13 protein-coding genes are annotated in these 13,944 nt (G+C 62.0%); 5 read left to right on the top strand and 8 right to left on the bottom strand.

The annotated features are described in order from the left end of the window. Positions 1-157 precede the first annotated feature (157 nt). From AB8810_RS03600 to AB8810_RS03590, 3 genes are all read right to left on the bottom strand, one after another. Positions 158-1,498, bottom strand: a complete 1,341-nt coding sequence (locus AB8810_RS03600) for a type II toxin-antitoxin system HipA family toxin (RefSeq protein WP_369915582.1) — start codon at positions 1,496-1,498, stop codon at positions 158-160. Position 1,499: 1 nt separating this feature from the next. Beyond that, the gene (locus AB8810_RS03595) at positions 1,500-1,760 is read right to left on the bottom strand and encodes a helix-turn-helix domain-containing protein (RefSeq protein WP_369915581.1); all 261 of its coding nucleotides are present in this window, start codon (positions 1,758-1,760) and stop codon (positions 1,500-1,502) included. Positions 1,761-2,263: 503 nt separating this feature from the next. Beyond that, positions 2,264-2,698 carry a SymE family type I addiction module toxin gene (locus AB8810_RS03590; protein ID WP_369915580.1) on the bottom strand — a complete coding sequence of 145 codons (435 nt, stop codon included), beginning with the start codon at positions 2,696-2,698 and terminating at the stop codon, positions 2,264-2,266. Between the two features lie 437 nt (positions 2,699-3,135). Between AB8810_RS03590 and AB8810_RS03585 the strand changes: the two genes are divergently transcribed. Next, complete coding sequence (locus AB8810_RS03585; RefSeq protein WP_369915579.1) at positions 3,136-5,274, top strand: ATP-dependent endonuclease; 2,139 nt, start codon at positions 3,136-3,138, stop codon at positions 5,272-5,274. Continuing rightward, positions 5,274-7,055, top strand: a complete 1,782-nt coding sequence (locus tag AB8810_RS03580) for a UvrD-helicase domain-containing protein (RefSeq protein ID WP_369915578.1) — start codon at positions 5,274-5,276, stop codon at positions 7,053-7,055. Before AB8810_RS03585 ends, AB8810_RS03580 begins: the two co-directional genes overlap by 1 nt. Positions 7,056-7,221: 166 nt before the next feature. On the opposite strand, the gene AB8810_RS03575 is transcribed toward AB8810_RS03580, so the two are convergent. Together AB8810_RS03575 and AB8810_RS03570 are read right to left on the bottom strand one after the other, a co-directional pair. Continuing rightward, on the bottom strand, positions 7,222-7,647 hold the full coding sequence (locus AB8810_RS03575) for a type II toxin-antitoxin system VapC family toxin (RefSeq protein WP_369915577.1): 426 nt from the start codon (positions 7,645-7,647) through the stop codon (positions 7,222-7,224). Next, on the bottom strand, positions 7,647-7,901 hold the full coding sequence (locus tag AB8810_RS03570) for a type II toxin-antitoxin system Phd/YefM family antitoxin (RefSeq protein ID WP_369915576.1): 255 nt from the start codon (positions 7,899-7,901) through the stop codon (positions 7,647-7,649). Before AB8810_RS03570 ends, AB8810_RS03575 begins: the two co-directional genes overlap by 1 nt. A gap of 380 nt (positions 7,902-8,281) precedes the next feature. Here AB8810_RS03570 and AB8810_RS03565 point away from each other — a divergent pair, with 380 nt between their 5' ends. From AB8810_RS03565 to AB8810_RS03555, 3 genes are all read left to right on the top strand, one after another. Beyond that, entirely contained in the window at positions 8,282-8,932 is a 651-nt protein-coding gene (locus tag AB8810_RS03565; protein WP_369915575.1) for a hypothetical protein, read from the top strand. A gap of 62 nt (positions 8,933-8,994) precedes the next feature. Continuing rightward, positions 8,995-10,038 carry a helix-turn-helix domain-containing protein gene (locus AB8810_RS03560; protein WP_369915574.1) on the top strand — a complete coding sequence of 348 codons (1,044 nt, stop codon included), beginning with the start codon at positions 8,995-8,997 and terminating at the stop codon, positions 10,036-10,038. Between the two features lie 557 nt (positions 10,039-10,595). Then, entirely contained in the window at positions 10,596-11,819 is a 1,224-nt protein-coding gene (locus AB8810_RS03555) for an NnrS family protein (RefSeq protein ID WP_369915573.1), read from the top strand. 84 nt (positions 11,820-11,903) lie between these two features. Here the strand turns inward: AB8810_RS03555 and AB8810_RS03550 are convergent, their stop codons facing one another. From AB8810_RS03550 to AB8810_RS03540, 3 genes are all read right to left on the bottom strand, one after another. Next, on the bottom strand, positions 11,904-12,731 hold the full coding sequence (locus AB8810_RS03550; protein WP_369915572.1) for a cyclic nucleotide-binding domain-containing protein: 828 nt from the start codon (positions 12,729-12,731) through the stop codon (positions 11,904-11,906). After that, the gene (locus AB8810_RS03545) at positions 12,728-12,976 is read right to left on the bottom strand and encodes a hypothetical protein (protein WP_179567618.1); all 249 of its coding nucleotides are present in this window, start codon (positions 12,974-12,976) and stop codon (positions 12,728-12,730) included. Before AB8810_RS03545 ends, AB8810_RS03550 begins: the two co-directional genes overlap by 4 nt. A gap of 206 nt (positions 12,977-13,182) precedes the next feature. Beyond that, complete coding sequence (locus AB8810_RS03540; RefSeq protein WP_179567620.1) at positions 13,183-13,929, bottom strand: helix-turn-helix domain-containing protein; 747 nt, start codon at positions 13,927-13,929, stop codon at positions 13,183-13,185. Positions 13,930-13,944: the final 15 nt, after the last annotated feature.

Raw genomic sequence — 13,944 nt, 5'->3', positions numbered from 1 at the left:
GCGGCGATGGCCTGCCGGGCCTCACTGTGCTCCCAGGCAGCTACCGCGCCAGGGTCAGGCGGCACCGCTGGCGGCCGCGAGATGCGTCCGTTGCCACCCACTTGAGCGCAGAGGCTGCATCCGGATTGCAACGGCCCGCTGGCGATTGCTCGCCCCGCTAAGCGGCCATTCCTTCGAGCGCGGCGGCTGCCTGTTCGAGCCCGCCCAGGATGGCGTCGGCAACGCGCGGCGAGAAGTCCTGCGGCAGGTCCGCGCGCGTCTCGGCGATGGCGGCCGGCGTGCGCGCCAGGATCTCCTCGATGAGCGGCTCGGCCGTCGACCCATAGCCGACCCGCTGCGCCGTACTGCTGAAGTGCCTGCGCTGGATGCTGTACATGGCGTAATGCTTGTTCTTGCCCAGCAGAGCCATGGCCAACTTGATGTCGTAGGGCGACCACTGATTGGGGCCGTCGCCCAAGACCGGATAGGCCGACATCACGTCATACAGCGGAGTCAACTGGAAGCGGCCATGTGGCAGAAGCTGGATACTGAAGTTCTTGGCATGACCATCGGGCGCGCGCAGCAACCAGAACAGCACCTGCGCGGCCAGCAGCGTCTTCATGTCGGCGTCGGCATTGACCGACTGACGCAATGTGCCGAACAAGGCGGTGAGCCCTGGGCCGCCTTCGTTCTCGTACTTACGCAACGGCGAACACCCTGCGACCTGGCAGAAGTCTTCCTGCGGCAGGCGCATGAGCCACTGCCCATTGGGCGCAAGGCGCCGGTCGAAGCGCTCCACCACCAGCACACGCTGCTGGCCGAAGCGGGCGATGCGCGCATCGGCCACGTTTAAGCCATAGGCCTTCAACAGCCGCAGGCACAGCCATTCGTTGTCGACCGAGGTGCTGAAGTCCGCCCGCCGCCCGCCCACCAGGCCCATCGGCAGCTTGAAGATGTGGCTGGTCGGCGTGGCGCCGCGCGGCGCGTACCACTGCCCCTCCCACCACAGCAAGGCCGTCTTCTCCTGCGCACCAGCCAAGGAAATGCGGAAGTCCGCATCCGGGTCGTGGTGCGCGGCAAAGGCGTGCGGCGAGACGGTTTCGATCAGGTGCCGTTCGATGTCCCCTTCGGACAGCGGTACGCCGTCAATACGTTCGATATCCTGCGGTACCTCGTCCTCGCCCAGAATCTGCACGGCCCCCACGCAGTCGCGCCCGATCGCGCTCAGCAGATCGAAGGGATCGGTGGATGGCGCCCTGAAGCGCTGCGCCACGCGCCGGCGGATCGCATCGCTGTCCGGCAGCAGGTTGTCGAAGTAGTTGAAGACCTTCTCGCCCTTGAGCGGCAGATTCTGCAGATTGAACGGCAGCGACAGCGACAGCGGCCGGCCCAGGTCGGCGCCGACCCAGTCCGCGTCGTAGTGCAGTTCCATGTCTCCGCGCGCAGGAAGCGTCCAGCGCGCCACGCGCACACCATTGGTCCAGATGGAGAGGCTGCGGCCGTGCGATCGACGCCCCATCTCACCACTCCGCTTGCGTGCTGGAGGACGCGGCAGGGTCGCCGCGGGTGCCGATGGTCAACTCCAACCCCAGCGCCGCGCACCACGCCAGGAGCTGTTCCACGCTCAAGGCATGGGCGTTCAACTCCAGATGGGAAACCCGCGACTGGCTCAGGCCGAGACGGCCGGCCAGGGCAGATTGGGTCAGCCCCTGGGCCTTGCGTGCGGCCTGCAGCGTCGCGCCAAGCTGCGTCGCGGTGACCAGAACGTGGCGTGTAGGCATTGGGTGGTACCCGTCATCCAGCTAAACGCAAAATACCTGCAAAACAAATAAAGTTCAAATAACTGATATGCAGGTAAATTGACCTACTGCATGCACCGTCACCGACGGTTGGACGCCGCAGCCTCGTCGGCATCGGCGCAGCCAGCAACGCCCTCATCGCTCATCCATCGGATCATGCACCAGGTCCCAGCTGGTGCATCACCAGTTCGACCAGTCCTTGCGTTGCCAGAGGTAGGGCGTTCACCGCGCATGATGCGGTGACGATGGGAGCGATTCTCCGCAGACACAATCACCGCGCTTTCTGCAGAGATTGGGGCGGCCAATCGCCGCACATCGTCCGCATTGCCCACAGGGACGGCCGATGCACCCGTCTTATGAGGAGGCGACTCCGCCCAAGGGGCTGGCGCGTAGCGACGACGCGGCCAGCGCCGCGCCGTCTCCACCCCTCAAGCGCTTCGGCGCACGCCGGCCGCCCCGGCAACGCCACCTCCAAAACCGAGCGGCTACGGCGCCACCTTGAACCTACGTCGCTTCTTCGCCGCAGGCGGTGGCTCCACCGGCACGGCCGTGATCAGCAGGGCGCCATTGGCCATCGTGATGCGCACCTTGCCGCCCACCGCGAAGCCGAGGCCTTCCAGCCACAGGCCATGCAAGCGCAGGCTGGGCACCTGCCGCCCGACCCGCATGCCGCCGCGGTCCACATCGTAGTAGCGATAACCAATGGTGCATTGCGTGGGCCGGCGCGGGACCGAGCGCCTGGGCGCGACGACGGCGTCGGCGTCAGGGCACTCAGGCGGTGCAGACGCTGCACCAGGCAGCGGTTCGGCGGCAATCGCGTCCAAGGGGTCGGGCGATTCGAGCTTGAGCCAGCATGGCGGCGCCTTGGCGGCGCGGCGAGGGGATTTGGTCTTTGAACGAGCGTAATCACTACCGGACATGACGTCCTCCATCTGGGTGGGAGTCGCCAAGTGATTTCGGGAGACCAAACCCGGCTGCGGAATTTGCCGCAGCAAGTAAATAGTTACTCGACCCAAAGAAGCTGTCAACGCTTAAAATAGGGCGCCTGTAGACATCTGCAGGACATCCTTCCGGTGCGGATTAAGTCAACCTGACCCCGATATCGAGGGCCATGTGACTACGGAAGAGGTGAACCTAGAGCCATTCTGCGCTGTTTGGACCAGGTTGCCTCCTAAGCTGCATCACTTTATAGCGCTGCTGCCCTCCGACGTCCGCTTTCGGTGACCCAACTTTCTGGGCGTGGGTCATGCGGGATTGCGGCAATTGGCCGCCAGCGACTGCGCTCTCGCCGTCGCTGTCACGCTACGATAGCCTTCAAATGGACGTTGACTCCCCAGGGAGCACAAGGCAAAAAGACATGCACATTTCCAAACTCACGCTTGTCAATTACCGAAACTTCAAAAACACCACACTGAAGTTTCAGCGTGGTGTCAACACCATCATCGGAGAGAACGGCGCGGGCAAGTCCAACATCCTACGCGCCATCCGTCTGCTCCTGGACGACAACATGGTCCGCGCAGCTTACCGGCTGGAAGAGTCCGATTTCAGCCGCACGCTGGATCAGTGGAAGGGCCATTGGATCATCATTAGCATGGAATTCGACAACCTCAGCCCTGACGAGGTAGTTCAGGCGCTGTTCTTGCACGGCACAGCTGAGATCCACGCAGGACCAATTTCCAAGGCTACATACAACCTAATCTTTCGCCCCAAGAAGGAAATTCGGCTTAAGCTGGCCGCCCTCGATGACTTAGACTTTGCGGCGCTGAAGGCGATTCGCGACGGGATCACCATCGACGATTACGAGACCATCTTCACCGGCCGAAGCAGCGCTGATTTCAATGAACCAGCTACGTATCAACGGATCGTCGGACACTTCGACTTCTGTTCCTTCAACGACGAAACCGAGTTCCCCGAACTTGGCGCGAAGGTGCCGGGCTTTCTGTCGGTCACCAAGGAGGTGTCACTCACCTTCATACAGGCGCTGCGCGACGTCGTGGCCGAGTTTCACAACAACCGCACCAATCCGCTGCTCACTCTTCTGAAGAGCAAGAGCGGTGAGATCAACGCGGCAGCTCTCTTGCCCATCGTGGCCCAAGTGCGCGCTCTCAATGGCGCCATCGAAGGGCTCGAGGACGTGCAGTCGGTGCGCAAGCACATCCGCGAGACCATTAAAGACACTGCCGGCCAAACCTACTCCCCAGCGTCGCTGTCGATCCGGTCGGACCTGCCCGAGGAAGCGGAGCAGCTGTTTCAGTCGCTGCGTCTGTTTGTCGGGGAGTCAGAGGACGGGTATGAGGGGACGATCAATGAGCTCAGCCTTGGCGGCGCTAACCTGATCTACCTGACGCTCAAGCTGCTGGAGTTCAAGTACCAGCGCGAGAAGATGGCGATCGCGAACTTTCTGCTCATCGAAGAGCCCGAAGCACATATCCACACCCACATTCAGAAGACGCTGTTCGATCGCATCGGCTACGAAGATGCCCAGGTCATCTACACGACGCACTCCACGCACATCTCTGAGGTGAGCAACGTGAGCAGCGTCAACATCCTGGGACGACGCGGCGCGTTCTGCGAGGCCTACCAGCCAGCGACCGGACTGGATGTTGCTCAGGTAACCAGCATCCAGCGATACCTGGACGCAGTTCGGAGCAACCTGCTGTTCGCCAAGAGCGTGATCCTGGTGGAAGGGGACGCGGAAGAGATCCTAATCCCCGCGCTTGTGAAGCAGGTCTTGGGCCTGAGCGTGGACGAGTTGGGACTCAGCGTCATTAATATCCGCAGCACCGGATTCAAGAACGTCGCGGTCCTGTTTCACGACCTCCGGATCCGCAAGCGGTGCGCGATCGTAACGGACCTGGACACGATCTTCTTCGACACTACGCCGAACCCGGCGGACGACGACGCTTTTGCAGCTAGGAAGCGCAAGGCGATCGGCTCGCAAACGGCTGGGGCGCATCGGAAGACCGATCTGGACACATTTGGGGCTGGCAACGTATGGGTGCGGAGCTTCTACGCCGCGCACACCTTCGAGGTGGATTTTGTCGGGGCGGGTAATCATGAAGCGATCGTGCGCTGCGTCGACAAAGTCTACAAGGCACCAGCGACGATCGCGCAGGCAACGACCGAGCTTCGCTCGGGCCTCCTTCATCACAGTGGCTTCCGCACCCTGACGATGGCCGAGCAAGGAGGCAAGGGTTGGTTCGCCATCTTGCTTGCGCAAACACTGGATCACCAAGCCGTGGTTCCCGGATACATCCGCGACGCCGTGCTGTTTGCGCATGGTCAGTTCTCACGACCGTTGATCATGCGAATCCTTCGGCATCGAATGAGCTGCTTGTTGGCCGTCGATTTCCTCGCGCGTCCGCGCTTGACGGCTTTCAACACAGAGTTGGAGCGTTTCGGTCGCTCGGAGACCGATTTGCCAACCCTTCGTGTCGCGGCTGTAACGGCGTTGCCAGGTGACGTGGTCCATGCGTTCCTGGCTGGGATGACCTGATGTTCGTCTGGGATGCCACCGAACTGAATCCCGAGCAAGCGGCCGCAGTCGAAGAGCCGTCGAGCGTCTTCTTGGTCGCCTGCCCGGGCAGCGGAAAGACGCGTACGCTGACATACAAGATTGCTTATGAGCTGTCCCGGCGCAGTGACAAGCGCATCGTCGTGGCCATCACCTACACCCACCGGGCCGCTGACGAGATTCAGGAGCGAATCGAGGCACTCGGGGTCGATACTACGGCGCTATGGATCGGAACCATCCATTCGTTCTGTCTCGAATGGATCATCAAACCTTACGGAATCTATGTTCCGGAGCTCGCACGTGGGTACACGGTTTTGGATCGACACGACCAGGAAAAGATGCTTGAGCGGCTCTGCGCACCGTACCGAGACGTAACCTTGTATGACTGCGACTATTACTTCGAAGAGAATGGTTACCGGCTGGGGTGTCCCGACACACGGAAGCATGAAAACATCCACCGGGTGCTATCGGCTTACTTTCGAGAGCTGGCGAATGCGAGGAGGATCGATTTCGAGTTGATCCTCTGGTACTCACAGGTGCTGATTCGGGATCAGCCGCATATCGGGGCGCTGCTCGCCCAAGTATTTTCCTATGTACTCGTCGATGAGTATCAAGATACAAAGCAGATCCAGTACAACCTGGTGGGAGCCATCCTGAGGGCGGGAGCTGGTAGCACTAGGACCTTCATCGTAGGAGATCCGAATCAGGCGATTTACGGATCGCTTGGCGGATATGCAATTTCAGCGACGGAATTTCGCGCGCTCACGAACATCCCCATTAGGGAGATGGCGCTGCGATTGAACTATCGCTCAAGCGCTAGGATCATTGGACACTTTTCCAATTTCAATGTACACGCGACCGACATACAGGGCGCCGGAAAGATGGCTGGCTTTCCAAGCCAAGTCTCTTATAACCGGCTTGTTGCGCATGCAGACCTTAATGATGAGCTGGTTAGACTTATTCAAAAGAGTTTGTCTGAAGGGCATGCGCCCGAAGAGATCTGCGTTCTGGCTCCGTGGTGGATTCTGCTGGCATCGACCACCCGAAAGCTTGTCGCGCTGCTTCCCGAGCAGCAGTTCGACGGCCCGGGATTGGTGCCATTCAGCAATGACCCCGATAACTTTTGGTTTAAACTCTCCAAGATCTTGCTGACTGAGTCATCGCCTCAAATGCTGGTGCGACGCATGCGATGGGCCAGGGACGTTATCTCCGACCTGAGAGATCTCGGTGTCGACACGTCGAGGATCACTGGAAAGGCACTGCTGCGGGAGTCCAACTCCCTGAGCATCAAGGAAGTAGACGGCCTGAAATATCTTGACAAGGCGTTCGTCGCTTTGCTTGATCGCCTGAGAATCAATCTGAATTTGTTTCCCGGGCTTCTGGAGCACCGCGAGGCATTTTTCGCGAGTTCACAGGCACGGCTGGAGCGGTTGCAGAACGCTGGTGCGGCCTACATCACTAACTTGTCGTTTTTCCAAAAAGTGTTCCGCGAGCGAAACGGAATTACTGTGTCGACGATCCACGGAGTTAAGGGCGCAGAGTTCGACGTCGTTATTGCATTCGGGCTTCTCCAGGGTATGGTGCCCCACTTCAGCGATGCCGACGGTGATGTCGCGGCAAACAAGCTGCTATATGTCCTGGCTTCGCGCGCTCGCAAGAACCTGCACCTGATCTCGGAGACAGGCCGGTCACGTGGCAGACGCGGAGCTTATGAGCCCACCGAGGTGTTATTCCGCTGTCGATTCGACTACAACAGATACTAATGTCGGCGCCGCGCGGCCTAGGATCTTTGTCATAACCCCCAGGCCACATCGCGGCGGTTGGCTAAATGCTCGATAAGTGCAATCAACGGGGTCGGGTTGACTTCCAACCCTCACTTTTTTCATAGCGGACAACTTCAAATTGCCTTGCGCATAAGCGCGTAGGCGATCATGGCAACGGCTCCCACGCATTGACAATGGGAACTCCCGTGGGCTCGAAATCAGAGACGTTGCGCGTGACCACCACCATGCCATGCACCAACGCCGTCGCCGCGATGAGCGCGTCGCGCTCGCCACGCTTGTCTGGTACATGCAGCCGAGCGCAGCGTTGCGCCACAGCGGTGTCGATCGGCAATGTGCGCCCGGAGAACTCAGGCAATACGTGGTGTTCCAGCCATGAACGCAGCATGGCGCCCTGGGTAGCGTCCTTGCGTTCGATCGACAGAACGCCCAGCTCAAGCTCCATGACGGTGATGGCCGAGATGAAGAGATCGGCGGCATCGACGCTTTCCGCCCACGCCGCCACATTCGCATCCGCTCTGCCGAGCCGCACCTTGCGCAGCTCGGACAGCACGTTGGTGTCGAGCACGTACATCACGAGAGATCAGCCGGCCTGGCTCCAATCGTCACGCGCGGCGGCTCGAACTCGATGTCTGCAACACTTGGCATCGCCAGTGCGTCGGCAATGTTGCGCCGCTGCCTGGTCAGCCGTTGATAGTCCTCGAAGCTCAACAACACATGCGCAGGCTTGCCGCGATCCGTGATGAACACCGGGCCGCTCTTAGTGGCCTTCTTTGCCCGCGTCACGTCCTGATTCAGTTCCCGACTGGATAGGGTTGTGATGGTCATTGGGCACCTCCTACATCTTCAATGTAGTTACGTTACTACAATTTTGATTTGAGACGCAAGCGACCGACCAAGGCACTCGTGGCAGGCGCCATCAACCCAGTGCGCGCCGTCGGCGCACGGACTTTACAGGTCCAGGACTCGCTGCCCGATAGCAAAAGTCAATAGAAGGCAGCTGGCGCCATACTGGCAAAGAGGCGACAAAAGACCAGTCCGGCTCAGGCCGCTTCCGGACTTCCTCTGGTGCCATGGGCCGGCAGGCCCTGTGAGGCCAAGGTTCCTAGTCATCCGCACCGCTGTCAAACCCGATTACTTCTGGTTTTTCTCCCTGGATCGTGGTAAAAAAACCGGAAGCCGGATGCCCCGGTGCAGGAACCGAGACAATGCTCCCCAATATCTATGTGAAGGCGGACGAGGTTTTGGGCCGTTTGCAGACCCTTGGCCTCAACCATACGATCTTAACCAATATCGTACGCCGGGGGCAGTACGCGCATGCGGCCTGCACCGCTAACGACCCACCCCTGTATCCGGGCTTCACTGCCTGGGCGCAGATGATTCGGGCATCACGTGAGTACCTGCTGCCAAAAGGATGGTCGCGGTCAAACGAGAATAACTATTGTCTGGTAATCGATCCACAAGGCGAGATTGCCATTGCGATTGCTACCGGCGATGAGGGCACTGGCCAGTCATATGCCAGTCCGACAACAAAATCATCCAAGGGCCCCCGCACCGTGGATGTCGTCATCGCCAACCAGAACCAGTTGCTGCTGCCTCTGGACTGCCCCCCGATTCCGGAACCTGCTATTACACAAGACGAAAACCGGATGACCTGGATTCTTCTCGTCCATCGCGGCGCAGAGGGTGTCAGAAGCGAGCTGTCACTACCCCTGTCCATCAATAACGACGGATATATCGACGCTTGGCGCGAACGTATCATGCTTGGCATGCTGCCCAACGATCCAGACCTCGACGAGATCAAGCCAAGTACCAATGATCAGCCGGATATCACGATCGACATCAAACGACGGGCATGAACGTGCCTGTCATCTTCAACCCTTCGCGCTTGACCCTGGCGCGGAAGCGTCGGGGATTGACGATGACCAAGCTCGCCGCGCTTATCGGCGTCGAGCTTCGTTCTGTCTCTGCCTATGAGAAGGGCGAGTTCAGCCCCGATACCGAACGCCTGGCTGCCATAAGTAGTGCGCTTGGTTTTCCTGTTTCATTTTTTTATGGGGAGGCTGTGGACGAACCCACCCCCGATATCGCCAGTTTCCGTGCCCTGTCAAAGATGACAGCTGCCCAACGCGACACCGCGTTGGGCAGCGGCGCCATCGCGCTCATGCTCAACGACTGGATCGAACAACGGTTTCAGCTACCCGCCCATGACCTGCCGGATCTCAGTCGTGAAGCCAGTCCGGAAGCTGCTGCGCAGGCACTTCGTGCCGCGTGGGGCTTGGGCGAGCTTCCTATCAAGAACATGATTCACCTGCTAGAAGCCAAAGGCATAAGGGTCTTTTCACTTTCTATCGACGCTGCCGAGGTTGATGCCTTCTCCATGTGGCGGCAGAGCACCCCCTTCGTATTCCTTAACACGGGCAAGTCGGCTGAGCACGGCCGCTTCGATGCGGCGCACGAGTTGGGGCATCTCGTATTGCACCGCCACGGTTCGCCTCAAGGAAGGGAAGCGGAGCGGGAAGCCAACAGCTTTGCCTCGGCGTTCCTAATGCCACAAGCAAGCGTACTTGCCGAGGCACCACACATGGCAACTGTGGATCGGCTCATCCAGCTCAAGAGGACTTGGGGCGTTTCGGTGGCAGCGCTCACCTATCGCTTGCACACAGTTGGCGCATTGAGCGACTGGCACTACCAGTCTCTCTTTGTAGAGATTTCCAAACGCGGCTACCGGAAAAGCGAACCAAATGAAGGACAGCGCGAAACATCGCAAGTTCTTCAGAAGGTCTTCGCAGCACTTCGCGACGAAGACATTTCCAAGAGTGACATCGCAAGCGAACTTTGCGTCACCGTCGAGGAAATTGACCAACTCGTATTTGGACTCGCGCTAACCGGGCTTAAAGGTGGCAACTCTGGCGCGCGATCTGGTCACAAGCGCGCTGACCTTCGTCTCGTGAGCTCACGCTAGCACCTAGCGACCATGCGAGACAGAGGGAACAAAACCGGGGCAGGTTTACTTCTCACGTCCGCTTATTTTTCAAGAGCAGATAACATGCAATTGCCTTTGCATGCTTGTGGTGCCCACCAGCAACCGAATTAACCCTACAAGCCATTGTAAAAATTAAAACTTCATCAGGACGGTCCACCACTTTGACTCGCAATTTGACTCACTATTGTTCAACCACTTGGTAGGACGTTCTTGGGCAGCCCTGGACATCCTGCGCTCAGATTGGAATTCAGCACCCAAACTTGACACCGCCCCCTCGTTGACGGTGATCGCTACCATCAGCTTGTTCGGCTTCATTCCGCCGCGGTACTGGCAACGGGATGTTTGGCAGGGCACCCTGGTGCACCTGTGCCTTCCCGTCGACAGGGGACGCAGTCCGGCAATCGTGCAATTGACCTGCCCGCACGTGGGCTTAGCGAAGCGGTCGCGAGCGCCTCTTACAGACCGCCGCCAGGTATCGCGGCGGCGCCTGACCAAGGTCAAGGACACGCCCGGGCCGCGACTGGAAACTAGCGGCCATGCCTAACCTACCCGCGTCCCACGCGCATCCTTCTCCGGCCATGCTGGCGCGCGCGCCGCATCGGCTGCTGTTCTTCGTCGGCGCGGGCAACCTGTTGCTGCTGATGGCCTGGTGGGCCCTGTGGCTGGCCGGCCTGCACGGCGGCTGGTCGCTGCCGCAAACACCGTTGCCGGCCGGTTGGCTGCACGCATTGGCGATGCAGTACCTGGTGCTGCCCAGTTTCGTGTTCGGCTTCCTGCTGACCGTGTTCCCGCGCTGGATGGGACTGCCGGAACTGCCGCGCCGACGCTATGTGCCGATCGGCGCCGGGCTGTTCGGCGGACAGGCGGCGCTGCTGCTGGCGATGCTGGGCTGGGCGCCGGGCCTGTGGTTGGGACTGGCGCTGGCCATCGCCGGCTGGAGCGGCGCGCTGGTGGTGCTGGGCGGGCTGCTGAAGGCCGAGCGCGGCCGTACCTGGCACGCATACTCGTGCTACGCGGCGTTGTTGCTTGGCTGGCTGGGCCTGCTGGCGTTCGCGGGCGTGGCCGCCGGCGAGAGCAGGCTGATGGCGATCAACGTCGCGTTGGGCAGCTTCGGCCTGCTGCTGCCGCTGTACCTGAGCGTCGCCCATCGCATGTTCCCGTTCTTCGCCGGCAACGCGGTGCCGGGTTACGTGGCGTGGCGCCCACTGTGGTGGCTGGCTGCGATGTGGGCAACGCTGCTCGCGCACCTGGCGCTGGCCCTGGCCGGCGCCGACGCCTCGCTATGGCTGGCCGACGCGCCTGCGCTTGCGCTCGCCGCGTACGCGCTATGGCGCTGGTGGCCACGCGGCCGCATGCCCGGTCTGCTGGCCGCGCTGTTCATCGGCATGGCCTGGTTGCCGGTCACCTACGCGCTATACGTGGTCCAGAGCGTGGGCTGTCTGCTCACCGGGCAGTTGTTGCTGGGCCGTGGGCCGATCCACGCCTTGTCCATCGGCCTGTTCGGCAGCCTGCTGGTGGCGATGGTGACGCGGGTGACGCAGGGCCATTCCGGCCGCCCGCTGACGATGCCGCCGGTGGCCTGGTTCGCGTTCGCCGCGATCCAGGGTGTGGCCACGATGCGGGTCGTCGCCGAACTGACACCGGACCCGTTGCGCTGGCAGGTGGCGGCCGCCGTCGGCTGGCTGCTGGCGCTGGCTCCCTGGGTAGCCCGGATCGGCCGCATCTCCCTGAGTCCGCGCCGCGACGGCAAGGGCGGCTGAGCGCCACCATCGCGGGCGGGGCGCGCCCACTGGCATGCTTCGTAAACCCCGCGTCGCCAAAGGCGACCGGCGCACCATGGCGCGTCAGACCGGCAGCAGCGCGCCACCCATCTGATGCAACGCCGCCAGGTCGAGCAGTTGCAGCTCGCGCCTGCTCACGTCGATCAGCCGCCGCAACTGCAAGCGCCGGAATGTGCGGCTCACGGTTTCCGGAGTGAGCCGCAGGTAGTTGGCGATGTCCGTACGCGGCATTCCCAGGTGCAGCCGCTGCGCGGACAGCCCGCGCCGTTGCGCGTGCTGCGACAGCAGCATGAGGAAGGCGGCCAGGCGCTGGTCTGCCTCGTAGCGCCCGATCAGCAGGCGGGTACTCCGATCGAGGTGGCGGCTGAGCAGGTCCAACAGGTTGCGCTGCAGGCCGGGAACGGTCTCGGTCAACCGCGTGACCGTCGCCAGCGGCAGGCGGCACAGCGATGTGGCCTCAAGCACGCGCGCGCTGCAGCCGTGGCGTTCGGCGTGGATGGCGTCCAGCCCGATCACGTCTCCGGGCATCGCGAAACCGAGGATCTGTTCCTCGCCCGACGGCGCGCCGACGACCAGTTTGACCGTGCCGCTGCGCACCACCAGCAACGCCGACATCGGATCGCCTTCGTGGAACAGGCAGGCGCCCGCCGGGTACGGGCCGCTGTGCACGACATGCAGGTGCATGTCGTGCACGCGCTGCTCGTGACCACGGGCCAGGCAGAGCGCGCCGACATCGCAGATCAGGCATTGCCGCATGGCGCTGCCGTTGCGATTGGGACAGATCGGCAGCCGGCGCGGTACCGGCGGGTGGAGTGCGCTCGTGTGCCTAGGTGGCGACGCAACCGGCGTGGCGGTGGCGCGCGCGGATGCCGCGTCCCGCCGCGCGTTCATCCGCCACAGCACCCGCAGCAGCCGCCACCGTCAGCTGGCGCATTGCCATCGGCGACCAGTTCGGGCTTCGCGCCGAACCTGCCGAGCACCGCCAGCACCTCGTGCGCCGGCAGCGAGGTCACGATGTCGAGCTGGCCGCTGGCCCGATCGACGCTGAGTTCGGCGCCAGGATCGGTGGTTCGCAACGCGGCCTGCATCAGTGCGATGCGTTCCGCCGTCAGCGGCGTTTCGGAATGGATGGACATGGCGGTCTCTCGTGCATGCACCGTCGCGCCGCGCAACTGCGGTCGCATCCGGGACACGGACACTGTAGGCCGCGGTACGCGGCACCGCCTTGACCGCAGTCAAGCGGACCGGGGCTCACATTCGTGCATTGCAGGAACGCGCAAGACAGCGCATGCGGCACGTGTCGCTGGCCGCGACGCGAGCGGCGCGATCTAGAAGCATCTGGCTACGGGGCTCCCCCGCCGGACGCGAACGCCTCCAGCCGCGCCGGATCGCGTAACACCACTTCGCGCTGCTTGATCGCGATGATGCCGTCGTCGCCGAGCCGGCGCAGCACGCGGCTGACCGTTTCCGGCGCCATGCGCAGGTAGTTGGCGATCTCGGTGCGCGCCATGGTCAGGTTGAAACGCGTGGCCGAGAAGCCGCGCTGCGCGTAGCGCCGCGACAGGTCGAGCAGGAATGCGGCCATGCGCTCTTCGGTGCGGTAGTCGGCGGCCAGCATCGACGCCTTGCCGATCTCCGCGCTGAGCAGGCTGAACAGCTTGGCCTGCAGGCCCGGCATGCGCGAGGCCAGCAGGGTCATCTTGGGAAAGGAGAACTGGCACAGCAGCACCGTGTCCAGCGCCACAGCGTTGCAGGGAAAGCGCGAGGAATGGATCGCGTTGAGGCCGATCACTTCGCCCGGCAGGCTGAAGCCCAGTACCTGCTCGTTGCCGTTGCTGTCGTTGACGAAGGTCTTGACCATGCCGGCCCGGACCGCGGCGATGGCGCGGAATTCCTCGCCGGTGCGGAAGATGTAGTCGCCGGCATGGAACGGGCCGACATGATCCACCAGCACATGCAGTTCGGAGAGCATCGACTTGTCGTAGCCCTGCGAGATGCAGGCATCGGAGAACGCGCAGGTCGAGCAGAAGCGCAGCTCGTCGCCATCGCTCGACGCGGCCGGATTGAGCGGGGGAGCGGACGACGTCATCGGCCGCACCTGGAC

Source organism: Xanthomonas sp. NCPPB 3005 (assembly GCF_041228095.2).
Classification (GTDB): Bacteria; Pseudomonadota; Gammaproteobacteria; order Xanthomonadales; family Xanthomonadaceae; genus Xanthomonas_A; species Xanthomonas_A bonasiae.
Note: the sequence above shows the minus strand (reverse complement) of the source record. Positions and strands in the feature narration are given on the sequence as shown.

What these genes read in the sequence shown, in the direction of transcription:
- AB8810_RS03600 (WP_369915582.1), bottom strand. Translation starts at nt 1,498, where the DNA reads ATGGGGCGTCGATCGCACGGCCGCAGCCTCTCCATCTGGACCAATGGT.
- AB8810_RS03595 (WP_369915581.1), bottom strand. Translation starts at nt 1,760, where the DNA reads ATGCCTACACGCCACGTTCTGGTCACCGCGACGCAGCTTGGCGCGACG.
- AB8810_RS03590 (WP_369915580.1), bottom strand. Translation starts at nt 2,698, where the DNA reads ATGTCCGGTAGTGATTACGCTCGTTCAAAGACCAAATCCCCTCGCCGC.
- AB8810_RS03585 (WP_369915579.1), top strand. Translation starts at nt 3,136, where the DNA reads ATGCACATTTCCAAACTCACGCTTGTCAATTACCGAAACTTCAAAAAC.
- AB8810_RS03580 (WP_369915578.1), top strand. Translation starts at nt 5,274, where the DNA reads ATGTTCGTCTGGGATGCCACCGAACTGAATCCCGAGCAAGCGGCCGCA.
- AB8810_RS03575 (WP_369915577.1), bottom strand. Translation starts at nt 7,647, where the DNA reads ATGTACGTGCTCGACACCAACGTGCTGTCCGAGCTGCGCAAGGTGCGG.
- AB8810_RS03570 (WP_369915576.1), bottom strand. Translation starts at nt 7,901, where the DNA reads ATGACCATCACAACCCTATCCAGTCGGGAACTGAATCAGGACGTGACG.
- AB8810_RS03565 (WP_369915575.1), top strand. Translation starts at nt 8,282, where the DNA reads ATGCTCCCCAATATCTATGTGAAGGCGGACGAGGTTTTGGGCCGTTTG.
- AB8810_RS03560 (WP_369915574.1), top strand. Translation starts at nt 8,995, where the DNA reads ATGACCAAGCTCGCCGCGCTTATCGGCGTCGAGCTTCGTTCTGTCTCT.
- AB8810_RS03555 (WP_369915573.1), top strand. Translation starts at nt 10,596, where the DNA reads ATGCCTAACCTACCCGCGTCCCACGCGCATCCTTCTCCGGCCATGCTG.
- AB8810_RS03550 (WP_369915572.1), bottom strand. Translation starts at nt 12,731, where the DNA reads ATGAACGCGCGGCGGGACGCGGCATCCGCGCGCGCCACCGCCACGCCG.
- AB8810_RS03545 (WP_179567618.1), bottom strand. Translation starts at nt 12,976, where the DNA reads ATGTCCATCCATTCCGAAACGCCGCTGACGGCGGAACGCATCGCACTG.
- AB8810_RS03540 (WP_179567620.1), bottom strand. Translation starts at nt 13,929, where the DNA reads ATGACGTCGTCCGCTCCCCCGCTCAATCCGGCCGCGTCGAGCGATGGC.